At 72.7% G+C, this 21780-nt stretch carries 18 protein-coding genes and 1 pseudogene; 8 read left to right on the top strand and 11 right to left on the bottom strand.

Annotation, left to right across the window (positions count from 1 at the left end):
• Nucleotides 1–107 precede the first annotated feature (107 nt).
• The 3 genes from EAO70_RS21410 (at nt 108) to EAO70_RS21400 (ending at nt 4970) form a co-directional block, all read left to right on the top strand.
• Nucleotides 108–2849 carry an N-acetylmuramoyl-L-alanine amidase gene (locus EAO70_RS21410; RefSeq protein ID WP_261992975.1) on the top strand — a complete coding sequence of 914 codons (2742 nt, stop codon included), beginning with the start codon at nt 108–110 and terminating at the stop codon, nt 2847–2849.
• 92 nt (nt 2850–2941) lie between these two features.
• Complete coding sequence (locus EAO70_RS40420) at nt 2942–2998, top strand: trp operon leader peptide (protein ID WP_073917353.1); 57 nt, start codon at nt 2942–2944, stop codon at nt 2996–2998.
• Nucleotides 2999–3098: 100 nt separating this feature from the next.
• On the top strand, nt 3099–4970 hold the full coding sequence (locus EAO70_RS21400) for an anthranilate synthase family protein (RefSeq protein WP_148004472.1): 1872 nt from the start codon (nt 3099–3101) through the stop codon (nt 4968–4970).
• Nucleotides 4971–5001: 31 nt separating this feature from the next.
• On the opposite strand, the gene EAO70_RS21395 is transcribed toward EAO70_RS21400, so the two are convergent.
• The 4 genes from EAO70_RS21395 to EAO70_RS21380 all read right to left on the bottom strand — a co-directional run bounded on the left by EAO70_RS21395 (nt 5002) and on the right by EAO70_RS21380 (nt 8751).
• Complete coding sequence (locus EAO70_RS21395) at nt 5002–6000, bottom strand: 2-hydroxyacid dehydrogenase (protein WP_148004471.1); 999 nt, start codon at nt 5998–6000, stop codon at nt 5002–5004.
• A gap of 84 nt (nt 6001–6084) precedes the next feature.
• Complete coding sequence (locus tag EAO70_RS21390) at nt 6085–6759, bottom strand: response regulator (RefSeq protein ID WP_148004470.1); 675 nt, start codon at nt 6757–6759, stop codon at nt 6085–6087.
• The gene (gene macS / locus EAO70_RS21385; RefSeq protein WP_148004469.1) at nt 6756–7970 is read right to left on the bottom strand and encodes a MacS family sensor histidine kinase; all 1215 of its coding nucleotides are present in this window, start codon (nt 7968–7970) and stop codon (nt 6756–6758) included. Before macS ends, EAO70_RS21390 begins: the two co-directional genes overlap by 4 nt.
• Nucleotides 7971–8019: 49 nt before the next feature.
• The gene (locus tag EAO70_RS21380) at nt 8020–8751 is read right to left on the bottom strand and encodes a lysophospholipid acyltransferase family protein (protein WP_148004468.1); all 732 of its coding nucleotides are present in this window, start codon (nt 8749–8751) and stop codon (nt 8020–8022) included.
• Nucleotides 8752–8951: 200 nt separating this feature from the next.
• Here EAO70_RS21380 and EAO70_RS21375 point away from each other — a divergent pair, with 200 nt between their 5' ends.
• Both EAO70_RS21375 and EAO70_RS21370 read left to right on the top strand, forming a co-directional pair.
• Entirely contained in the window at nt 8952–9755 is an 804-nt protein-coding gene (locus EAO70_RS21375; RefSeq protein WP_148004467.1) for an alpha/beta hydrolase, read from the top strand.
• A complete protein-coding gene (locus EAO70_RS21370; RefSeq protein ID WP_148004466.1) occupies nt 9748–10428 on the top strand; it encodes a hypothetical protein in 681 nt (226 codons plus the stop codon). The genes EAO70_RS21375 and EAO70_RS21370 overlap by 8 nt, the downstream gene beginning before the upstream one ends.
• 90 nt (nt 10429–10518) lie before the next feature.
• On the opposite strand, the gene EAO70_RS21365 is transcribed toward EAO70_RS21370, so the two are convergent.
• From EAO70_RS21365 to EAO70_RS21340, 6 genes and pseudogenes are all read right to left on the bottom strand, one after another.
• Nucleotides 10519–11265 carry an endonuclease/exonuclease/phosphatase family protein gene (locus EAO70_RS21365; RefSeq protein WP_187283972.1) on the bottom strand — a complete coding sequence of 249 codons (747 nt, stop codon included), beginning with the start codon at nt 11263–11265 and terminating at the stop codon, nt 10519–10521.
• A 72-nt stretch (nt 11266–11337) separates the two neighbouring features.
• The gene (locus EAO70_RS21360) at nt 11338–12279 is read right to left on the bottom strand and encodes an ROK family glucokinase (protein ID WP_148004464.1); all 942 of its coding nucleotides are present in this window, start codon (nt 12277–12279) and stop codon (nt 11338–11340) included.
• Nucleotides 12280–12345: 66 nt separating this feature from the next.
• Complete coding sequence (locus EAO70_RS21355) at nt 12346–12855, bottom strand: DUF5304 domain-containing protein (protein WP_148004463.1); 510 nt, start codon at nt 12853–12855, stop codon at nt 12346–12348.
• Nucleotides 12856–12898: 43 nt separating this feature from the next.
• Nucleotides 12899–14030, bottom strand: a pseudogene (locus EAO70_RS21350) (ArsA-related P-loop ATPase).
• A 225-nt stretch (nt 14031–14255) separates the two neighbouring features.
• Entirely contained in the window at nt 14256–14699 is a 444-nt protein-coding gene (locus EAO70_RS21345; protein ID WP_148004462.1) for an SRPBCC family protein, read from the bottom strand.
• A 91-nt stretch (nt 14700–14790) separates the two neighbouring features.
• On the bottom strand, nt 14791–15558 hold the full coding sequence (locus tag EAO70_RS21340; protein WP_148004461.1) for a metallophosphoesterase: 768 nt from the start codon (nt 15556–15558) through the stop codon (nt 14791–14793).
• A 255-nt stretch (nt 15559–15813) separates the two neighbouring features.
• Here EAO70_RS21340 and EAO70_RS21335 point away from each other — a divergent pair, with 255 nt between their 5' ends.
• Nucleotides 15814–17610: an AMP-dependent synthetase/ligase gene (locus tag EAO70_RS21335; RefSeq protein WP_148004460.1), complete on the top strand. Its 1797-nt coding sequence runs from the start codon at nt 15814–15816 to the stop codon at nt 17608–17610.
• Between the two features lie 84 nt (nt 17611–17694).
• Here the strand turns inward: EAO70_RS21335 and EAO70_RS21330 are convergent, their stop codons facing one another.
• Nucleotides 17695–18837 carry a glycosyltransferase family 4 protein gene (locus EAO70_RS21330; protein WP_148004459.1) on the bottom strand — a complete coding sequence of 381 codons (1143 nt, stop codon included), beginning with the start codon at nt 18835–18837 and terminating at the stop codon, nt 17695–17697.
• Between the two features lie 90 nt (nt 18838–18927).
• Here EAO70_RS21330 and EAO70_RS21325 point away from each other — a divergent pair, with 90 nt between their 5' ends.
• A complete protein-coding gene (locus EAO70_RS21325) occupies nt 18928–20193 on the top strand; it encodes a glycosyltransferase family 87 protein (protein WP_148004458.1) in 1266 nt (421 codons plus the stop codon).
• 79 nt (nt 20194–20272) lie between these two features.
• Nucleotides 20273–21780, top strand: a 1508-nt coding sequence (locus tag EAO70_RS21320) for a DUF2079 domain-containing protein (RefSeq protein WP_148005275.1), incomplete at its 3' end; no start/stop codon positions are given.

Raw genomic sequence — 21780 nt, 5'->3', positions numbered from 1 at the left:
TGGTGCTACCCTCTGGCCCGTTTCGCTTTGAACATTTACTTGCACAGTCGAACACAGGGGTGGGCGTGACTCGGAGTCACCGCAGGGACCGTAAGAAGAAACGACTCTTGTACGGCGCGGCGGCGGCCGTCGTGGCGACCGCCACGATCGGCACCCTCGCGGTCGCCTCTCCGGGCCTGCTGGGCGCGGCGGGCGACGGCACGGCGGCCGGTGACGTCTCCCTCCAGTCGCAGTTCGCGAACGCGGCGCGCGAGTTCGACGTGCCGCAGAGCGTGCTGATGGCGGTGTCGTACCAGCAGACGCGCTGGGAGTCGCACGACGGCGAGCCGAGCACGACCGGCGCGTACAACGTCATGGGTCTGACGAAGGTCGACCCGGAGGACGTGCCGCAGAAGGTCACCGACGAGCAGATCGACCACTTCAACGGGTCGGGCCGGCCGGAGATCGAGAAGACCTTCGACCGCGCGAAGGTCCGGCAGATCCTGGAGAAGGCGCTCGTCGACACCGACGACCCCCGGCTCCACACCCTGGACAAGGCCGCGGAGCTGATCGACAGCTCCAGCGAGGCCGTCCAGAACGACACCGCCGCCTCCATCCGGGCCGGCGCCGCGCTGCTCGCCGACTACCAGAAGCAGGCCGGCGCCGAGCTGTCCGACGAGGCCGGCGACTGGTACCCGGCCGTGGCCCGCTACAGCCAGTCCCCCGAGAAGAAGGGCGCCGACCTCTTCGCGAAGCGCGTCTTCGAGTCGATCCAGGAGGGCGAGCGCGCGGTCACCCTCGACGGCGAGCAGGTCGCCCTGCCGGCCGACCCCTCGGTCGAGCCGGTCAAGCCGTCGAACGTGCCGCTCGCGGCGACCCCCGCGAGCACCAGGGCGGCCGCCGCGGTCCCCGAGTGCCCCGCCGGCCTGAGCTGCAACGTCAAGCTCACGGTCCCGGACTCCGCGGGGAAGAAGAACTACACCGCGGCCGACCGCCCCAACCAGGGCCTGGACATCCGCCAGATCGTCATCCACGACACCGAGGGCGGCTACGACGGCTCCCTCCAGGTGCTGACGGACCCGAACGGCGGCGGCAGCGCGCACTACCTGATCCGGGCCGCGGACGGCCTGGTCACCCAGATGCTCGAGAACAAGAACCTCGCGTGGCACGCGGGCAACTGGACCCACAACATGCACGCCATCGGCGTGGAGCACGAGGGCTACGCCATCAAGGAGGGGAGCTGGTACACCGAGCAGCAGTACCGTTCCTCCGCCGAACTGGTGAAGTTCCTGGCGAACAAGTACGGCGTGCCGATCGACCGCGAGCACATCATCGGTCACGACGAGGTGGCGCTCCAGACCGACGCCGGCCTGGCCAACCTGCACTGGGACGCCGGCCCGTACTGGGACTGGAACTACTACATGTCCCTCCTGGGCGCCCCGCAGGGCGACAAGGGCGCGGGCGGCCTGCTCCGGGCCGGCCAGGTGGTCCGTGTGGTGCCGCCGTTCACCACGGCCAACCAGCCGAAGCTGACCGTCGGCGGCACGGCCGTGTCGGCGCGCCCGGCCAACTTCGGCTACCTGTACACGACGCCGTCCACCGGCGGGACGCCGCTGAAGGACCCGTACTTCACCTCGGGCCCCAGCGAGGGCTCGAACTACGGCAACAAGGTCCGCGCCGGCGGTACGTACGTGGTGGCCGAGGCCAGGACCGACTGGACGGCGATCTGGTACGCGGGGCAGAAGGCCTGGTTCTTCAACCCCGGCGGCCAGTACACCGCGCCGGTGACCGGCGCGACGACCGTGAAGGTCGCGGGCCTCACCGCGGTCAAGGTCTTCGGCCGCTCCTTCCCGGAGACCGCCGCCTACACCGCGGCCGGGCTCTCCGCCCCGGGTGACGAGAACGCCTCCCTGACGAAGTTCTCGTTCGCCGCGGGCCAGTCCTACGTGAAGGCCGGCCCGGCGGTGAAGGGCGACGACTGGTTCGGCTCCGCCCAGAAGAACGTCGTCGGCACCACGCTGTTCGTGCCGATCCGCTTCCACCACAAGATCGTCTGGGTGAAGCAGAGCGAGATCACGGAGGCCCCCGGCGCCGCCCCCGTCTCCGCGACCGACCGCTACAACCTCATCGCCCGTGACGCCTCCGGCGTGCTGTGGCAGTACCAGGGCACCGGCAGCGGCAGCACGCCGTTCCTGACGCGCTACCGCGTGGGCCCGGGGTGGCAGGACTACGACGCCGTCACGCCCATGACCGCGCTCCGCGCCGACGGCACCGGGGACATGGTCGCCCGCGGCAAGGACGGGGTCCTCTGGTACTACAAGGGCACCGGCAAGCCCTCCGCGCCCTTCGCCGGACGGCTCAGGGTCGGCGGCGGCTGGGGCGTCTACGACAAGCTCCTCGGCGCGCGCGACATGAACGCCGACGGACGGCCCGACCTGATCGCCCGCGACAAGACCGGTGTCCTGTGGCTGTACACGAACACCGGCGCCGCGCCCAACCCCTTCGCCACCCGCGTCCGGGTCGGCGGCGGCTGGAACACCTACAACGAGCTGATCAGCACCGGCGACATGACCGGTGACGGCAGGCCGGACCTGATCGCCCGCGACAAGACCGGCGTGCTGTGGCTGTACAAGAACACCGGCGGCACGCCGAACCCGTACGCCACCCGCGCGAAGGTCGGCGGCGGCTGGAACGCCTACGACGTCATGGTCGGCCCGAGCGACCTCGACCGTGACGGCAGGCCGGACCTGATCGCCCGGGACACCACCGGTGTCCTGTGGTTCTACAAGAACACCAACGGCTACCCGAACCCGTACGCCCCGCGCGTCTCGGTCGGCGGCGGCTGGAAGGGCTACAACCTGATCGTCTGATCAGGGGTTCGCCCCGCCACGGGGCCCGGTCCGCGCCGTCCACGGTGCGGACCGGGCCCCGTTCCCGTGTCCGGCTGCGTTACAGTGCTCGCATGTACGCCTCCCAGATCCAGAACTGGTGGTGGACCGCTCATCCGGCGGCCCACTGACTGCGCGTACACCGAAAGACACGCGAAGGCCGCCCGAGGGGCGGCCTTTCTCGTACCCGGGGCCGTTCCTCTCCGTACTCCCTCCGGAAGGAACCCACCCATGGACCTCTCCCGTCTCCTCGATCCCGCCGGTCCGCCCTTCGCCCTGCTGCGCCGCCGCACCCCCGGCCGTGACCACGACACCGTCGAGGTGCTGACCGGCCGGGTCCACGAGGCCGAGCGTCTCGCGGAGCTGCCCGTCGGACCGCTGCCCACCCTCGCCCTGGTCCCCTTCCGGCAGATCCGCGAGCGCGGCTTCGACGTCCGCGACGACGGCACCCCGCTCGCCGTCCTGGTCGCCGACGAGGTGCACGAGCTGCCGCTCGCCGAGGTCCTCGACCGGCTGCCCGCCCACGACGTGGCCGTCGAGGGCGGCGCGTTCGACGTCTCCGACGAGGAGTACGCGGGGATCGTGCGGCGGGTCATCGACGAGGAGATCGGCTCGGGCGAGGGCGCGAACTTCGTCATCAGACGGACGTACGCCGGGGAGATCCCGGGCTTCGGGCGGGCCGACGCGCTCGCCCTGTTCCGGCGGCTGCTGACCGGCGAGCGGGGCGCGTACTGGACCTACGTCGTGCACACCGGCGACCGGACGCTGGTCGGCGCGAGCCCCGAGGTGCACGTGCGGATGTCGGGCGGCACGGTCGTCATGAACCCCATCAGCGGCACGTACCGCTACCCGGCGGGGGCCGCCCCCACCGCCGCGGGCCTGCTCGCCTTCCTCGCCGACCGCAAGGAGACCGAGGAGCTGTCGATGGTGGTCGACGAGGAGCTCAAGATGATGTGCACGGTCGGGGACCGGGGTGGGGTGGTGATCGGGCCCCGGCTCAAGGAGATGGCCCATCTCGCGCACACCGAGTACGAACTGCGGGGACGCTCCAGCCTGGACGTGCGGGAGGTGCTGCGGGAGACGATGTTCGCGGCGACCGTGACGGGCTCGCCGGTGCAGAACGCCTGCCGGGTGATCGAGCGCCACGAGACCAGCGGCCGCGGCTACTACGCGGGCGCGCTCGCCCTGCTCGGTACGGACGCGAGCGGGGCGCAGACGCTGGACTCGCCCATCCTCATCCGTACCGCCGACATCGACGCGGACGGCGGGCTGCGGGTGCCCGTCGGGGCGACCCTGGTCCGGCACTCGGACCCGGCCGGCGAGGTGGCCGAGACGCACGCCAAGGCGGCCGGTGTGCTGACCGCGCTCGGGGTGCGCGAGGGCAGGCCCGGCGGCGCGGCGGACCGGGCGCCCGCGCGGCTCGCCGACGACCCCCGGGTGCGGGCCGCCCTGGACGCGCGGCGGGCGGACCTCGCGCCGTTCTGGCTGAAGATGCAGGCGCGGTCCGCGGAGCTGTCGGGCCACGCGCTGGTGATCGACGCCGAGGACACGTTCACCGCGATGCTGGCGCACGTCCTGCGCTCCTCGGGCCTCGACGTGTCGGTGCTCCGCTACGACGAGCCGGGCCTGCGGGAGCTGGCGCTCACCCACGAGGGTCCGGTGGTCCTCGGCCCCGGTCCCGGGAACCCGGCGGACGCCGCCGATCCCAAGATGCGGTTCCTCCGGGCGCTCACGGCCGAGCTGGTGCGGGAGCACCGGCACGGTCTGCTGGGCGTCTGCCTCGGGCACGAGCTGATCGCGGCCGAGCTGGGCCTGGAGATCGTCCGCAAGCGGACCCCGTTCCAGGGGGCGCAGCTGCGGATCGACCTCTTCGGGCAGCGGCGGACCGTCGGCTTCTACAACAGCTTCACCGCCCGCTGCGACGACCGGACGGCGACGGAGCTGGCCCTGCACCGGATCGAGGTGAGCCGGGACGCGGGGACCGGTGAGGTGCACGCGCTGCGCGGCCCGGGCTTCGCCGGGGTGCAGTTCCACCCCGAGTCGGTGCTGACGACGGACGGCGCGGCGCTCACGGCCTCCCTGCTCGCCGGGGTGCTGGTCTGAGGCGGCGGACGGCTGGGCGGTCTCTTCCGGCCTAGGCCGTCCTCGGGACCAGGACGTTCTCGCTGCGCCGGCCCGCGGTGTGGTCGAGGACGTTCTGGACCGTGGTGTCGATGATCTGGCCGACGGCGTCCTCGGTGTAGTAGGCCTGGTGCGAGGTGACCACCACGTTCGGGAAGGTGACCAGGCGGGCCAGGGTGTCGTCCTCGACGATCTCCAGGGACTTGTCGAGGAAGAAGAGCCCGGCCTCCGCCTCGTAGACGTCGAGGCCCACGCCTGCGAAGCGGCCGGCCCGCAGCTCGGTGACGAGCGCCTCGGTGTCGACGAGTCCGCCGCGGCTGGAGTTCACCAGGATGGCGTCGTCCTTCATCGTCCTGAGCGCGGCCGCGTCGATGATGCGGTGGGTGGCCGGCAGCAGCGGGACGTGCAGGCTGACCAGGTCGGCCTCGGCGAGGAGCCGGTCCTTCTCGACGTACTTCATGCCGAGGGCGACGCAGGCGGGGTTCTCGGCGACGTCCCAGCCGAGCAGGTTCATGCCGAAGCCGTGGGCGATGCGGGTGAAGGCCTCGCCGATCTTGCCGGTGCCGAGGACGCCGACCGTACGGCCCCGCAGGTCGCGGCCCATCAGCCCGTCGAGGCGGAAGTCGAAGTCGCGGGTCCGGTTGGAGGCGCGGACGATCCGGCGGTTGACCGCCATGGCGAGGGTCCAGGCGAACTCGGCGACGGAGTACGGCGAGTAGGACGAGACCCGGGCGACGGTGAGGCCGAGGCGCTCGGCGACCTCCAGGTCGATGTTGTTGAAGCCCGTGGAGCGCTGGGCGATCATCTGGGTGCCGCCGGCGGCGAGGGTCTGCAGGACCCGGTGGTCCAGGATGGCGTTGACGCTGGTGGAGATGATCTCGTAGCCGGCCGCGATGGGCGCGGTGTCCTCGTCGAGGAAGACGCTCAGGCAGCGGACGTCGTGGTGGCCCTCGAAGGCCTTCTCGATGAGGGGCTGCTCGTCCGCCTGCACACCGAATGCCAGGATTTCCACGGTAGTCCCCTCATCGACGGTGATGGGCCGGATACGCGCACTCCTCGCGAATATACGGCCCGCCCCGCCGCCCTGCCCGCCGGCTCAGGCGTCGTCGAGGCCGCGCTCGATGGCGTACCGGACGAGCTCCACCCGGTTGTGCAGCTGGAGCTTGCCGAGGGTGTTCTGCACGTGGTTCTGCACCGTGCGGTGCGAGATGACCAGGCGCTCGGCGATCTGCTTGTAGCTGAGTCCCTTGGCGACGAGCCGCAGGACCTCCGTCTCGCGCTCGGTGAGCTGCGGGGCCTTCGGCTCGTCCGTGCCGGCGGTCGGGGCGGGCTCGGTGGCGAGCCTGCGGTACTCGCCGAGGACCAGTCCGGCGAGGCCGGGGGTGAAGACGGGGTCGCCGGCTGCCGTCCGCCGGACGGCGTCGATCAGCTCCTCCGTGCTCGCCGACTTGAGGAGGTAGCCGGTGGCACCCGACTTCACCGCCTCCAGGACGTCCGCGTGCTCGCCGCTGGCCGAGAGGACCAGGACCCGCAGTCCCGGGCGGCCGCCGACGAGTTCCTTGCAGACCTGGACGCCCGGCTTCACCGGGAGGTTCAGGTCCAGGACGAGGACGTCGGGCGCGGCCGCGTGGGCGCGGCGCACCGCCTGCTCGCCGTCGCCGGCCGTGGCGACCACGTCGAGGCCCGCCTCGGCGAGGTCGCGGGCGACCGCGTCCCGCCACATCGGGTGGTCGTCGACGACCATCACCTTGATCCGCTGCTGCTCGCTCATCTTCCGTGTCCTGCCTTCCCCCGGGGAACCTTCAGCTCGACTTCCGTGCCCTGTCCGGGGACCGAGATCAGCTCGGCCGTGCCGCCCAGATCCCGCAGTCTCCCCCGGATGGAGAGGGCGACGCCCATCCGGCCCTCGCCCTCCGCCTGGGCGAGGCGGCCCTCCGGGATGCCGGGCCCGTCGTCCCGGACGGTGACGATCACCTCGTCGGGCCAGTCCTCGACGAGGATCCAGGCCTGTGCCCCGCTCCCGGCGTGCACCCGCACATTGTCCAGGGCGGCGCCGACGGCGGCGACCAGCTCGCGGGCGGCGGGCGGCGCCAGGAGCACGGGCGCCCCGGGCTCGGAGAGGGTGACCTTCGCCCCGGCGCGGGGGGCGAGCAGCAGCCGCAGGTCGACGGGGCTGTCTTCGTCCTGCACATCGTCCTCCTCGACGACCCGGACGACGGCCCCCTCGGACTCGTCCTCGGAGACCAGGCTGGGCCGGATGAGGCCGCCGGCCACGAGGGTCCGCAGGGCCACCTCCTGTTCCCCGGCCATCCGGCCGAGGTCGGCGGCCTCCCCGCCGAGGGCGGTGCCGCGGCGCTGCACCATCGCGAGGACCTGGAGGACGCTGTCGTGGATGTCCCGGGCGAGCCGCTCCCGCTCGCGGGTCGCGGCCTCGATCTCCAGGGCGCGGGCGAGGGTCCGCTCGGAGGCGCGGGCGACCTCGACGACGTAGCCGATGGCGATGGACGCCACCCAGACGAGGAGGACGTTGTGGAGGGTGTCCCGGCTGGGGTGGCCGCGCTCGACGAGGTTGGCCACTGCGACCAGCGAGGAGGCGACTCCCGCCCAGCGCCAGCCGCCCTTGATCGCGTACGCGAGGACCGCTCCGGCGGTCCATATCGTCGGCAGGGTGGCGTGGTCGACGGACCGCGCCTGGGCGTCGGCGAGCGGGGTGAGGAGGATGCCGACGAGGGCGACGGTCAGGTCGGCGCCGAGGAAACGCCTGGTGCAGCTGGCCGCGTTCGCCACCTTGGGCAGGGTGGCGAGCGTCCAGACGCACAGGAACGCCAGATAGAGGAGGGCCACCCAGGGCCGCTCGTACCGCTCGCGGCCGAAGGCGAACAGCAGGACCGCGTAGGCCATGGTCAGGACGCGGTAGCCGGTCAGCGCCCGCCACAGCGGCTGCTCGACCGACATGCGCACGACACGCTCGCGCGTGGCCATCTCCCCCACCCCCCGGACGTCCCCGGGGGGACGCCTTCCCGCCGGACGCCTACGCGCCGGACTCTTCCCGAGCGGCGATCTCGGCCTTCACGGCCTCCTTGGCCGCCTTCTCCGCGTCCGCGATCTGCCGCTTGGCGGCCGTCGCGTAGATGTCGACGTACTCCTGGCCGGACAGCTTCATGATCTCGTACATGACCTCGTCGGTCACCGAGCGGAGGATGAAGCGGTCCCCCTCCATGCCCTGGTAGCGGGTGAAGTCCAGCGGCTTGCCGATCCGGATCCCCGGGCGCATCAGCTTGGGGACGACCTTGCCGGGCGGCTGGATCTTCTCGGTGTCGATCATGGCCACCGGGATCACCGGCGCGCCGGTGGCCAGGGCCACCCGCGCGAGGCCGCCGGGCTTGCCCCGGTAGAGGCGGCCGTCGGGCGAGCGGGTGCCCTCCGGGTAGATCCCGAAGAGGCCGCCGTTCTCGATGACCTCGATGCCGGCCTTGATCGCCGCCTCGCCCGCGCCGCGCGCGCCCGAACGGTCCACCGGGAGCTGGCCGACACCCTTGAAGAAGGCGGCGGTGAGCTTCCCCTTCACGCCCGGCGAGGTGAAGTACTCCGCCTTGGCGATGAAGGTGACCTTCCGGTCGAGCACCGCGGGCAGGAAGAAGGAGTCGGAGAACGACAGGTGGTTGCTCGCCAGGATCGCGGGCCCGTCGGCGGGGATGTTCTCCAGACCCTCCACCCAGGGCCGGAAGGCAAGCTTCAGGGACCCTCCGAGGGAGAACTTCATTGCGCCGTAGATCAACTCGCCATGCCTTCCGTGTGCCGTGGCGACGACTTTATCCCGTAGCGGCGTACGGCCCCCGCTACGGCCCTGGTCGGTGTCGGTCCGGTCGCGTACCGTGAAGGTCCTTCCCCATTTTCCGTCGCCTCGGCGCACCCAGGGCGCACCCCAAGGCGGACGCGAAGCCGAGCGAACAGGAGACCCCGGTGCCGGTCCTTCCCGGAGCCGAGCCGTACCGCCATGAAGGCGGAGAGGTCGGCGTCCTTCTCTGTCACGGATTCACCGGTTCCCCGCAGTCGCTGCGCCCGTGGGCCGAGTTCCTGGCCGCACGCGGTCTGACGGTGTCCCTTCCGCTGCTGCCCGGCCACGGCACCCGCTGGCAGGACATGCAGCTCACCACCTGGCACGACTGGTACGCCGAGGTCGACCGGGCGCTGGGCGAGCTCCTGGAGCGGTGCGCGACCGTCTTCGTCTTCGGCCTCTCCATGGGCGGGGCGCTGACGCTCCGGCTCGCCGCGCGGCACGGGGACGCCGTGAAGGGCATCGTCCTGGTGAACCCGGGCAACAAGGTGCACGGCCTGGCGGCGTACGCCCTGCCGGTCGCCCGCCATCTGGTCCCGTCGACCAAGGGGATCGCGAGCGACATCGCCAAGGAGGGCGTCACCGAGATCGGCTACGACCGGGTGCCGCTGCACGCGGCGCACTCCGTGCGGCGCTTCTTCCAGACCGTGGACGCGGAGCTTCCGCAGGTCACACAGCCGGTGCTGCTGCTGCACAGCCCCCAGGACCACGTCGTGCCGCCCGCCGACTCGGCCCGGATCCTGTCCCGGATCTCCTCGACGGACGTCCGGGAGGTCCTGCTGGAACAGAGCTACCACGTGGCGACGTTGGACCATGACGCGGAGCGCGTCTTCGACGAGAGCCTGGCCTTCGTCGAGCGTCTCGCGCCGGGTCTCGTGGACGCGAAGCCGGGTCTCGTGGACGGGAAGGGGAGCAGGAGCGGTGGCTGAGGAGCAGGACGGCGCCGGGCGGGAGCCGCAGCCCGTCGACGAGGAGGCGGCGTGGGCCGCGATCGTCGCGGGGTACGGCGAGGAGCCCGCGGACCCGCCGGGGGCGAAGCCGTTCCGGACCGTCGAGAACCTGTCGCTCCCCGAGCCGGAGGGCGACGGCGCCGACGGGGGCGCGGGCGAGGTCCGGCCGGTGCGTCCGGCGCCGGCGGCCGGGAAGGGCACGCCCTGGAAGCCGCGGCCGGCGCCCGGCGGGGCCGTACCCGAGGGCGCCGAGGAGCCCGGGGCGGAGGAGGAGCCGGAGGCGGGGCCCGAGCGGCCCGCGCTCGGCAGCTCCGTGGTCTTCGCGCCAGGCGTGCGGCCCGCGGGCCCGCGTGACTACTCCCCCGCCGAGCCGGACGAGGCGTCCGGCGACTCCGACGAGGGCCACTTCGTGCCGCCGGAGCCGCCCCCGCTGCCCGAGACGGACGCGACGACCAGGTTCGCCTGGCTGGCCGTGGTCGGCGGCCCGGTGCTGATGCTGGTCGCGGTCCTGCTGGGCTGGGACATGACGTGGTGGCTGACCACGCTGTGCATCGGCGGCTTCCTGGGCGGCTTCGCGACCCTGGTGGGCCGGATGAAGCACGACGACGAGGACGACGGCTTCGACGACCCGGGCCGCGGCGCGGTCGTCTGACCCGTCGGCACCGGCCGGTGGCCCGCGGTCGTCCGACCCGTACGGCACCGGCCGGGGTCACGGTGGCCCCGGCCGGTGGCGGCGCGGCTCTCAGGGCGTCGCGGGCACCCGTACCGCCGCCAGCACGGGAAGGTGGTCGGTGGCGGCCCGCAGATCCGCCGGGTCGAGGTCCGTCGGCACCCCGCAGCCGAGGAACTCGACGCCGGGGGTGGCGAGGATCGCGTCGATCCGCTGGTGCGGATCGGCGGGGGTCGAGGTGTACGCGCCTCCCCAGGGGCTGGCCTCCCAGCCGTCCCGGAGCTCCTTCGCCAGCCGCCGGAAGGCGGGCCCGTCGGGGCGTTCGTTGAGGTCGCCGGCGACCAGGGTGTACGGGGTGCCCAGGGCGGCGACCCGGTCGAGGACCATGCCCGCCTGGGCGTACCGCTCGTCCTTGCGCAGGCTCAGATGGCAGCTGACCAGGCCGACCCGGGCCCGGCCGAAGCGGACGACGGCGGTCGCCAGACCGCGCCGGTGGAGGCCCGGGGTGAGCGGCAGCAGGACGTCCTCGGTGCGTTCGACCGTGGCCCGCAGGGAGCAGAGCAGCATCGGCCCGGCCGCGGTGGCGCCCCCGCTCAGCACCACGAGGTCGCTCTTGGCGGCGAGCCGGGCCGCGTGTTTGCGCCAGCGGAAGAAGCGCGGCGCCTCCTGGACGAAGACGAGGTCGGGCTCGCAGGCCCGGATGACCCGGGCGAGAGCGTCCTCGTCGTCGCGCATCGAGCGCACGTTGTAGCTGAGGACCCGGAGGACGGCCGAACCGTCCTCCTCGGTGCGGGAGTTGGGCAGCTCACTGATCGCCATGAGCATTAACGTACGACAACCGCCCACCGCGTCCACAGGGACGCGGCGGGCGGTTGTCGCGGGAGTGACCGCTCAGCCCTGGCGGGCGAGGTCCGCCGCGCCGACCAGACCGGCCTTGTTGCCGAGCTGGGCCGCGAGGACCTGCGCGTGCGGACGCCACTGTCCGCCGATCAGCCAGCGCCGGAAGGACTTGCGGATCGGGTCGAGGACGAGGTCGCCCTCGTCCGAGACGCCGCCGCCGACGATGAACGCCGAGGGGTCGAACAGCGAGGCGAGGTCCGCGAGTCCGGCGCCGGCCCAACGGGCCAGTTCGCGGAAGGAGTCGACGGCGACCGGGTCGCCGGCCCGGGCGGCCTGGCTGACGTGCCGGCCCTCGATGCCCTCGGGGGTGCCGTCTCCGAGTCCGAGGAGGACCTCGGCCCGCTCGGGGGTGGCGTTGGCGCGCTGCTTGGCGTAGCGGACGAGCGCCCGCCCGGAGGCGTACTGCTCCCAGCAGCCCTGGCTGCCGCAACCGCACAGCAGGCCGTCCGGGACGACCCGGATGTGGCCGAACTCGGCGGCCACGCCGAAGCGTCCGCGGCGCAGCTTGTTGCCGATGATGATGCCGCCGCCGAGGCCGGTGCCGAGGGTGATGCAGATGACGTCCTCGTGGCCCTGGCCGGCGCCGAAGCGGTACTCGCCCCAGGCCGCCGCGTTGGCGTCGTTCTCGACGACGACAGGAAGGCCGACCCGCTGCTCGACCTTGTCCTTGAGCGGCTCGTGCCGCCAGTCGATGTTCGGCGCGAAGAGGACGGTGGCGCGCTTGTCGTCGACGTAGCCCGCGGCGCCGATGCCGACGGCGTCGATCGTGTGGCCCTTGCCGGCCTCGGAGACGGCCGCGCAGATCGCGTCGACGATGCCCTCGGGGGTCGGCGGGGTGGGCACCTTGTGCGTGTCGAGGATGTTGCCCTCCTCGTCGACCACGCCGGCCGCGATCTTCGTGCCGCCGATGTCGACGCCGATGGTGAGTCCCATGTGTCCCTCAGTTTTCGGTCGAGCCCCGCTACGGCCCACCGTACCCGAGGGGGACGGCCGTACCGATCAGTCCAGGTCGATGTGCTGGCCGGTTCCCGGCCCCTCGTCGTCCTTGCGGTCGCCGTCGGCGGTGTCCCCTCCGGTGGCCCCGCCGGTGTGCCCGGCGGCGTCCCCGGCCGTCCCCTCCGCGTCCCGGCGCGGGTCGCGCGGGTCGTCGGGGGTCACCTTCCCGTCGCGGGTCCAGCGGCTCTCGTGGGACTCGACGGCGGAGCGGTAGGCGGCGAGCAGTTCGCTGCCGGCGGCGGCGAGGTGGTCGAAGACCTGCGGATTGCGTTCGATGACGGGCTCGACGGCGGCCTTCGCCTGGCTGACGAGCTGCTGCACGGTCTGCGCGGCCTGGCCCGCGAGCAGCGGGTTCCCCAGTCCTCCGGAGACCTTCTCCGCGACGGCCTCGAAGAGCTTGCGGAACTCGTCGGCGGCGGAGCCGGTGTCCGCGCCGCGCTCCGCCCGGCGGCGGGCCTTCTCCGCCTCCAGGTCCTCGGCGCACGCCTTGGCCCAGGCGTCCGAATCGCTCATGGCGTACTCCTCACTGGCTGGTACTTCGACGGTACACGCCCCCTCAGGKGGTACGGGGCCAGAGCCCGGGGTCCGGGGTGAAGCGGACCCGGAGGTCCCCGTCGACGAGTGCCGCGCCGGTGACGGTGCAGCGGCGCAGGGCGGCCGGCAGGGGCACGTTGCGGCGGAAGGCACCCGCGGTCAGGAGCAGTTCGTCACCCCTGCGGACGAGGGACAGTTCCTGCTTGACGGCCCCGGGGAGGCCGATGTGCCACACCAGGACGCCGTCCTCCGGGCGCCGGTCCTCGACGGACCAGGCCGGTACGGGGTCGGGGGCGTCCGCCGGGCGGCGGGCGGGCGCCAGGAGCACCAGGTCCTCGGGGCCGCGGGGCTCCCGGCCGAGGTGGGGCAGCTCGTCGACCTTGCCCGCGGGCGCGCAGCTCCGCGAGGTGCCGGTGCTGCTCGGCGGTGAGTCCGGCGAGCCAGGGGTCCTCGGAGTCGGCGGGCAGCAGCCGGTTGGCGACGACGGGGTCGAGGGGGAGGCGCTGGAGGGCGAGGCCGAGCCGGGCGGCGCGCAGGGCGCGGACGGCGGCGGGGCCGGGTTCGAGGACCAGGCGGACACTGGTGCCGGGCGCCTCGACGACGGCCTGGACGGCGGCCAGCTCGGCCTCCCAGCGCGCGGTGGTCTCGTACAGCCACTGGGCGGGCATCGGGACCCCGGCGAGCTGGGCCAGCATCGGCCGGAGGGCGCGGGCGGCCTGGCGTTCGGCGGGCAGGAGGCGGCGCAGATAGCGGCGGAGCTGCTCGGGCAGGGCGAGCAGGGCGAGGGCCTCGCTGAGCGGCGGGAGGTCGACGACGGCGAGGTCGTGGCCGCCCTCGGCGGCGTCGCGCAGGGCGCGGAGCAGGGCGAAGGGGCGGCTGCCGGGGAGTTCGGTGAGTTCGGCGTCCTCGAAGGGCGCGGCGCCCAGCAGGTCGAGGGCGGTGGCGGAGCGGTCCTGGAGGGTGAGGAACTCGCGGCGGAAGTCCTCGGCCGGCCGGGGCCGCAGGAGGCGGAGCCCGTCGTGGTCCGGCAGCGGTGCGGCGTCCTCGGAGACGAGCAGGACGCGGCGGCCGGCGCGCGCCTCGGCGAGGGCGGTGGCGGCGGCGACGGTGGTCCGGCCGGCGCCGCCGAGGCCGGTGACAAGGATGATCCGCATGCGGAGGACGTTACCGGCGCCCTCCGCGGCCCCGGGCGGGGGTCTACGCGGGCGTCCGTGCGGGGCTCACGCCGAACCCCCGCGGGGGTCTCAGCGCGCGACCGGGCGGGGCACGCCGGAGACCTCGATCGAGGGTCTCAGCGCGCGACCGGGCGAGGCTCACGCCGGACCCGGGCGGGCCCACACCGGACCCGGGCCAGGGCTCACGCCGCCCCCGCGCGAGGGCTACGCGCCCGACTCGACGCGCTTCTTCAGGCCCGCGAGCGCGCGGTCGATGATGACCTTCTCGGCCTTGCGCTTGATCATGCCGAGCATGGGGATCTTGACGTCGACGGTCAGCTGGTAGGTGACCTCCGTGCGGTCGCCGCCGCCGACCGGGGCGAGCCGGTAGGAGCCGTCGAGTGAGCGGAGCATCTGGGACTTGACCAGCGTCCAGCTGACCTCGTTGCCCCCGGTCCAGGTGTAGGCGAGGGTGTGGTCGTCCTTGATGGCTCCGGCGTCGAGGAGCAGCCGGACCTTCTCGGCGCGGCCGGAGCCGTCGGTCTCCAGGACCTCGGCCTCCTTCACCTCGCCCGTCCACTCGGGGTAGCGGGCGAAGTCGGCGATCACACCCATGACGTCGGCCGGTGCCGCCTCGATGGTGATGCTCGAGCTGGTGTGTTCGGCCATCGCGGTGGCTCCTCCACTGTGCGGTCCGGCGGAAGTCAAAGGGGGCACAGACGTGCCGACGGAAGGCTATCGCGCTGCGCGGCGGGGCCCGTCACCACTCCAGGGCGAAGGGCCTGCCGGTGGACGCGAAGTGTCCGACGTTCACGCACTCGGTCGACGCGATCCGCATCCGCCGCGCCAGCGGCTGGTGGACGTGCCCGAACAGGGCGTAGCGGGGGCGGGTGCGCCGGATGGCGTCGAGCAGGGCCCGGCTGCCGCGCTCGAAGCGGCGGGCGACGGTGTCGTACGTCAGGTCCGGCACGTCCGGCGGGATGTGGGAGCAGAGGACGTCGACCTCGCCGAGGGCCTCGACCTTCGCCGCGTACTCCTCGTCGGAGATCTCGTACGGGGTGCGCATGGGGGTGCGCAGTCCGCCGCCGACGAAGCCGAGGACGAGGCCGCCGAGCTCGACCCGCTCGCCGTCGAGGACGGTGGTCCCGGGCCGGGCGAACTCGGGCCAGAAGCGGGGGATGTCGACGTTGCCATAGGTGGCGTACGTGGGGGTGGGGAAGGCGGCGAAGAGTTCGGCGTACTGCCGGCGGACCGCGGCCTCGATCGCGGTCTCGCGGTCGACGTCGAGCCCGGCCCAGAGGCGGCGGCCCAGGTCGCGGGCCTCGTCGAAGCGGCGGGCGGTGCGCAGCTCGACCAGCCGGTCGGCGTTCTCCACGCCGAAGAGGTCGGGGAAGATCCCCCGGCTGTGGTCGGCGTAGTCGAGGAAGAGGACCAGGTCCCCGAGGCATATCAGGGCGTCGGCGCCGTCCCCCGCCCTGGCGAGGTCTCCGGCGTTGCCGTGCACATCACTGACCACATGGACTCGCATGGGCCCACCTTAGGGGGTGTCACCTGCGGTTACTTCCGAGTCCGGAAAGCTGTGGATTACTGTGCGGAGAGCACCGCCACACATGTGTGACGCACGGAACATCTGGCCGGAACCCCCTATCCGGAACCATGTACTGATGGGTAACGTCCGGGCAGTCCAGTCGTGCTCTCCCCCACGGAGCATCCGCCAGTTCTTGGACTACACCGGTGCATCACACAGAGCCGTGGCGCCGGCGCCCGATGAGGAGCAGCAGTCTTGCGCGAGTTCAGCCTTCCGGCCCTGTACGAGGTCCCCGCGGACGGCAACCTGACGGATCTCATCCGCCGCAACGCCTCCCAGCACCCAGACGTCGCCGTCATGGGCCGCAAGGTCGACGGCGTCTGGACGGACGTGACCGCGACGCAGTTCCTCGCGGAGGTCCGCGGGGCGGCCAAGGGTCTGATCGCCGCCGGCGTCGAGCCGGGCGACCGGGTCGCGCTGCTCTCCCGCACGCGCTACGAGTGGGTCCTCCTCGACTTCGCGATCTGGAGCGCGGGCGGCGTGACCGTACCGGTGTACGAGACCAGCTCGCCGGAGCAGATCCAGTGGATCCTCGGCGACTCGGGCGCGACCCTGGTGCTCGTCGAGAGCCGGGCCCACCAGGACGCGGTGGTGTCGGTCCAGGAGAACCTGCCGGACCTCAAGGGCATCTGGCAGATCGAGGACGACGCGGTCGCGCAGCTGACCGGGACCGGTGTGGACGTCTCCGACGCGCTGCTGGACGCGCGCATGTCGGCGGCGAACGCGGACGATCCGGCGACGATCGTCTACACCTCGGGCACGACGGGCCGTCCCAAGGGCTGTGTCCTGACCCACCGGGCGTTCTTCGCGGAGTGCGGCAACGTGGTGGAGCGGCTGAAGCCGCTCTTCCGCACCGGCGAGTGCTCGGTGCTGCTGTTCCTGCCCGCCGCGCACGTCTTCGGCCGGCTCGTCGAGGTCGCGTCCGTGATGGCGCCGATCCGCCTCGGCTGCGTCCCCGACATCAAGAACCTCACGGACGAGCTGGCCTCGTTCCGGCCGACGCTGATCCTGGGCGTGCCCCGGGTCTTCGAGAAGGTGTACAACTCGGCGCGGGCCAAGGCGCAGGCCGACGGCAAGGGCAAGATCTTCGACAAGGCCGCGCACACGGCGATCGCGTACAGCCGGGCGCTGAGCACCCCGCAGGGCCCGTCCTTCGGTCTCAAGCTGAAGCACAGGGTCTTCGACAAGCTGGTCTTCAGCAAGCTGCGGGCGGTGCTCGGCGGCCGCGGGGAGTACGCGATCTCGGGCGGCGCGCCGCTGGGCGAGCGGCTCGGCCACTTCTTCCGGGGCATCGGCTTCACGGTCCTGGAGGGCTACGGCCTGACGGAGTCGTGCGCGGCGACGGCGTTCAACCCCTGGGACCGGCAGAAGATCGGCACGGTCGGTCAGCCGCTGCCGGGTTCGGTGGTGCGGATCGCCGACGACGGCGAGGTGCTGCTGCACGGCGAGCACATCTTCTCGCGGTACTGGAACAACGAGGCGGCGACGGCCGAGGCGCTCGCGGACGGCTGGTTCCACACGGGTGACATCGGCACGCTCGACGAGGACGGCTACCTCGCGATCACCGGCCGCAAGAAGGAGATCCTGGTGACGGCGGGCGGCAAGAACGTCGCCCCGGCGGTCATCGAGGACCGGATCCGGGCGCACGCGCTGGTCGCGGAGTGCATGGTGGTCGGCGACGGGCGTCCGTTCGTGGGCGCGCTGGTCACGATCGACGAGGAGTTCCTGGGCCGCTGGGCCTCGGAGAACGGCAAGCCGGCCGGTGCGACCGCGGCGACGCTCCGCGAGGACGCGGACCTGGTGGCGGAGGTCCAGCGCGCGATCGACGACGGCAACGCGGCGGTCTCCAAGGCGGAGTCGGTCCGCAGGTTCCGCATCCTCCCGGCCCAGTTCACCGAGGAGGCGGGGCACATCACCCCGTCCCTGAAGCTGAAGCGGAACGTGGTGGCGAAGGACTTCGCGGACGAGATCGAGGCGATCTACCGGGCCTGACGCGACATGGTACGCATACGGCCGGAGGCCCGGGGTGATGTCGCCCCGGGCCTCCGGCCGTTCTCCGTCCCGCCTGTGCGCCCGCTACAGAAGCTCCTTGAGCCGTTCCGCGAGGAGGTCCCAGCGCCACTTCTCCTCGACCCAGGCCCGGCCCCGCCCGCCCATGCGGGCGCGGAGTTCGGGGTCGAGGAGGAGGGTGGCGACCCGGTCGGCGGTGTCCTCGGCGGAGCCGCCCCGGACGACCCAGCCGGTCTCCCCGTCGAGGACCGCGTCGGGGGCGCCTCCCGAGTCGCCCGCGACGACCGGGAGTCCGGTCGCGGAGGCCTCCAGGTAGACGATGCCGAGGCCCTCGACGTCGAGGCCGCCGCGCCGGGTGCGGCAGGGCATGGCGAAGACGTCGCCGGCCCCGTAGTGGGCGGGCAGCTCCGACCACGGGACGGCGCCGGTGAAGCGTACGGCTCCGGCCACGCCGGTCTCGGCGGCGAGCCGGTGCAGGTCCTTCTCGTACGGGCCGCCGCCGACGATCAGGAGGACCGCGTCCGGCACCCGGCGGAGGATCTCCGGCATGGCCCGGATCAGGGTGTCCTGGCCCTTGCGGGGCACGAGCCGGGAGACGCAGACGACCACGGGGCGGTCGCTGAGCCCGAGGCGGGCGCGGATCTCGGCGCCTCCGGAGTCGGGGTGGAAGGTCTTCTCGTCGACCCCCGGCGGCAGCTGCCGCATGCGGTCGGCTGCGGCGGGCGTGAGGGCCGTCGCGATCCGGGAGCGGGTGTACTCGCCGAGGTAGGTGATCGTGTCCGTGCCCTCGCCGATCCGCCGCAGGAGCGAGCGGGCGGCGGGCAGCTGGGCCCAGCCGGCCTCGTGGCCGTGCGTGGTGGCGACGATCCGCCGGGCGCCGGCCTTCCGCAGCGCGGGGGCCATCAGGCCGAGCGGGGCGGCCGCGCCGAACCACACGGACGTGCAGCCGTGCTCGCGCAGGAGCGCGGTGGCGCGGGCCGTGACCCGAGGTGTGGGCAACAGCATGGTGGTGCGATCCCGGACGACCGTGAAAGGCTGTTCGGCGTCGAACGCGGCCGTCGCCTCGATCCCTTCGCGGCTGCGCTTCCAGGTGGAGGCGTACACCACGATCTGCTCGGGATCCAGACGGAGGGCCATGTTGTGCAGGAAGGCCTGGATTCCGCCCGGTCGCGGCGGGAAGTCGTTGGTTACGATCAGGGTCTTGTGCATCGGGGCCGACAGTACCGCGAGCGCACCCACCGCCCAGCACCACCACTCCCCCGCTCCGGCGGGCCGACAGGACGAGGAACGGGACGGGGTATGACGGGGGCAGTGGGAACCGGGTCACGCGCGCGCCTCCGCCTCCCGCTCGGCCTCTGGGGGCTGACCCGGGTCGTCCTCCTGCTCTGCGCGTTCAGGATCGTCGTGGTCCCCGGCCCGGACGCGACGCTGGAGGTCGAGCAGATCTACCAGGGCTGGTACGAGGTCCTGCGGACCGGTGTGTACCCCCGGGACGACGTGACCTGGCAGTACCCGCCGGCCGCCGCCCTCGCGGTCCTCTCCCCCGCCCTGCTGCCCTTCCTCGGCTACAAGACGGCGTTCTTCGTCCTCGCGCTCGTCTGCGACGCCGTCGTCATGGGCCTCCTGCTGCACACCGGCCGCCGGGCGGGCCGGTCGATGCGGGGGGCGTGGCTCTGGCTGGCCGCGGTGCCGCTGCTCGGCCCGACCGCGTACGCCCGCTACGACATCATGGTGACGGCCATCGCCATGGCCGCCCTGCTGGCCGTCCGCCGCGACCCGCGCGTCCTCGGGGTCCTCGCAGGCTTCGGCGCCGTCCTCAAGGTGTGGCCGGCGCTGCTGCTGGCCGGCACCCCGAAGGGCGGGGCGACCCGGCGCGCCTGGCCGGTGGCGGCCGGGACGGCGGCCGGGGTCCTACTGCTGTGCGCGGCCTGGATGCCGGGGTCGCTGGCCTTCCTCTCGTACCAGAGCGAGCGGGGCACGGAGGTCGAGTCGCTGGGGGCGATGGTCTTCCACGTGGCCCGGCACTTCGGCTGGGAGGGCGAGGCCCGGATGAACTACGGGTCGATGGAGTTCCTCGGGCCCTATGTCTCCTGGGTGTCGACCGGGGCGATGGTGCTGACCGTGGCCGCGTTCGGCTGGCTCGCGCTGTGGCGGTTCAGGGCGCGCCGGTTCGACTCGTCGACGACGGCGGACGCGGCGTTCGTCGCGGTCCTGCTCTTCACGGTGACCAGCCGGGTGATCTCCCCGCAGTACATGATCTGGCTGTTCGGTCTCGCCGCGGTCTGCCTCGTCTACCGCTCGACGAGGATGCGGCGCCCCGCCCATCTGGTGCTGTGGGCGACGGCCGTGACGCAGTTCGAGTTCCCCGTCTGGTTCTCGCACGTGACGCAGAGCGATCCCCTGGGCATCGGGGTGCTGTTCCTGCGCAACGGCCTCCTGGTGTGGGCCGCCTTCTCCGCCTGCCGCATCCTGTGGCGGCACACGGTGACCGACGCCGGTGTCGTACGGATCCCCGGGCAGGCGCGGCGGCCCGAGCGGGAGAAGGTCCTGGCCGGTTCGGCCTGAGCGACAGCGGCCCGAACACCGAAACGCACGGGTGCTACCCTGGTGCACCTTTGCCCGCCTGTGAGGTTCTTCTGCTGACATGAACAACTCGATTCTCTCGGTCGACACGCTTCAGCGGCATGAGAAGGGCGGCGAAGGGGCCGCCGCGGACGAGGCGCCGAAATCACCCGCGGGAATATCCGGGAAATCCCTGGCCCTGGTTTCCGGCGCTTTCTTCCTGGTGTATCTCCTGCTGTCCGTCCGGCGGCACGCGGCGAACCTGACGACCGGTTACGACCTGGGTATCTTCACCCAGATCGTGCGGTCCTACGCCGAGCTGTCGGCCCCGTACTCGCATCTCAAGGGCCCCGACTACAACACCCTCGGGGACCATTTCCACCCGATTCTCGCCCTGCTCGCACCGGTCTACCGGGTATTCCCGTCCAGCTATACCCTCCTGGTCTGCCAGGCCGCCCTCGTGGCGTTCTCCATAGCACCCCTGATGAAATGGGCGGGCGAGGTCCGGGGGCGGAGATTCGCCTACTGGGTGGGAATCTCCTACGGCGCCTCCTGGGGAATCGCGGCGCTCATCTTCTTCGACTTCCACGAGGTCGCCTTCGCGGTTCCGCTGCTGTCGCTCTCGCTCTGCGCGGCGGGCCGGGGGAACTGGCGGGCCGCCGCCCTCTGGTCGCTGCCGCTGGTACTCGTCAAGGAGGACCTGGGCCTCACGGTCGCGGCGATCGGCGTCTACGTGGCGTGGAAGGGGCCCCGGGTGACGGGGCTCGCCGTCGCCGCGTTCGGGGCGGGCGCGACGGCGCTGGAGATGGCGGTGATCCTCCCGTACTTCAATCCGCTCGGGCAGTTCGCCTATCTGCCGCCCGAGACCGCGGAGAAGGCCGGGTTCCTGGCGGAGGCAGCCGGAACCCTGTGGCCCCCGATCAAGTGGCTGACCCTCCTGATGATCGTCGCCCCGACCGGCTTCCTGGCCCTGCGATCGCCGATCCTGCTGGTGGCGCTGCCCACGCTGGCCTGGCGCTTCACCGGCTCGAACCCGTTCTACTGGGGGATGGAGTTCCACTACAGCGCGGTCCTCATGCCCATCGCCTTCGCCGCCGCCGTCCACGCGGTCGCCCGCGGCGTGGCCCCGCGCCGTGTCGTGCCCGCCTGCGTCGTGGGCGCGGTGGCCACCGGTGTCACCCTCTTCACCCACCCCCTGCACGAGGTCGTCCTGCCGCGGACGTGGAGCGACTCGGCCTACGTCCGGGCCTCGGACGCGCTGCTCGCCAAGATCCCCGACGGCGCGACGGTGGCCGCGTCGAACCGGCTGGCCGCCCAGCTCGCCGACCGGGCGGCGGTGAGCGAGGTCTGCCTGTTCCCCCGCTCCTTCCCGCCGAGTGAGCGCCCGCAATGGCTGATATACGACGCCGCCGACACCTCCGACCCGGAGTGCGCGACCGGCCGGGCGCTGGAGACAGCCGACCCGGGCGTCCCCGGCTACCTCGCCGACGTCGACGCCTCGTACGCCCCGACGGCCCTCGCCGTCTTCCGGCGGCTCGCCCCGGTTCCCGTGGACGGCTGGAGCTACCGGGTCACCGGCGTCGACCGCCC

Origin of the sequence: Streptomyces sp. adm13(2018), from assembly GCF_008042145.1 — a bacterium.
Taxonomy (GTDB): Bacteria; Actinomycetota; Actinomycetes; order Streptomycetales; family Streptomycetaceae; genus Streptomyces.
This window is presented reverse-complemented; position numbering and strand designations above follow the sequence as displayed.

Excerpts from the sequence above, each read along its gene's own strand:
- EAO70_RS21400 (WP_148004472.1), top strand. The coding sequence starts at position 3,099 with ATGGACCTCTCCCGTCTCCTCGATCCCGCCGGTCCGCCCTTCGCCCTG.
- EAO70_RS21365 (WP_187283972.1), bottom strand. The coding sequence starts at position 11,265 with ATGGCGATCAGTGAGCTGCCCAACTCCCGCACCGAGGAGGACGGTTCG.
- EAO70_RS21380 (WP_148004468.1), bottom strand. The coding sequence starts at position 8,751 with ATGAAGTTCTCCCTCGGAGGGTCCCTGAAGCTTGCCTTCCGGCCCTGG.
- EAO70_RS21330 (WP_148004459.1), bottom strand. The coding sequence starts at position 18,837 with ATGCACAAGACCCTGATCGTAACCAACGACTTCCCGCCGCGACCGGGC.
- EAO70_RS21390 (WP_148004470.1), bottom strand. The coding sequence starts at position 6,759 with ATGAGCGAGCAGCAGCGGATCAAGGTGATGGTCGTCGACGACCACCCG.
- EAO70_RS21325 (WP_148004458.1), top strand. The coding sequence starts at position 18,928 with ATGACGGGGGCAGTGGGAACCGGGTCACGCGCGCGCCTCCGCCTCCCG.
- macS (WP_148004469.1), bottom strand. The coding sequence starts at position 7,970 with ATGGCCACGCGCGAGCGTGTCGTGCGCATGTCGGTCGAGCAGCCGCTG.
- EAO70_RS21360 (WP_148004464.1), bottom strand. The coding sequence starts at position 12,279 with ATGGGACTCACCATCGGCGTCGACATCGGCGGCACGAAGATCGCGGCC.
- EAO70_RS21345 (WP_148004462.1), bottom strand. The coding sequence starts at position 14,699 with ATGGCCGAACACACCAGCTCGAGCATCACCATCGAGGCGGCACCGGCC.
- EAO70_RS21355 (WP_148004463.1), bottom strand. The coding sequence starts at position 12,855 with ATGAGCGATTCGGACGCCTGGGCCAAGGCGTGCGCCGAGGACCTGGAG.
- EAO70_RS21340 (WP_148004461.1), bottom strand. The coding sequence starts at position 15,558 with ATGCGAGTCCATGTGGTCAGTGATGTGCACGGCAACGCCGGAGACCTC.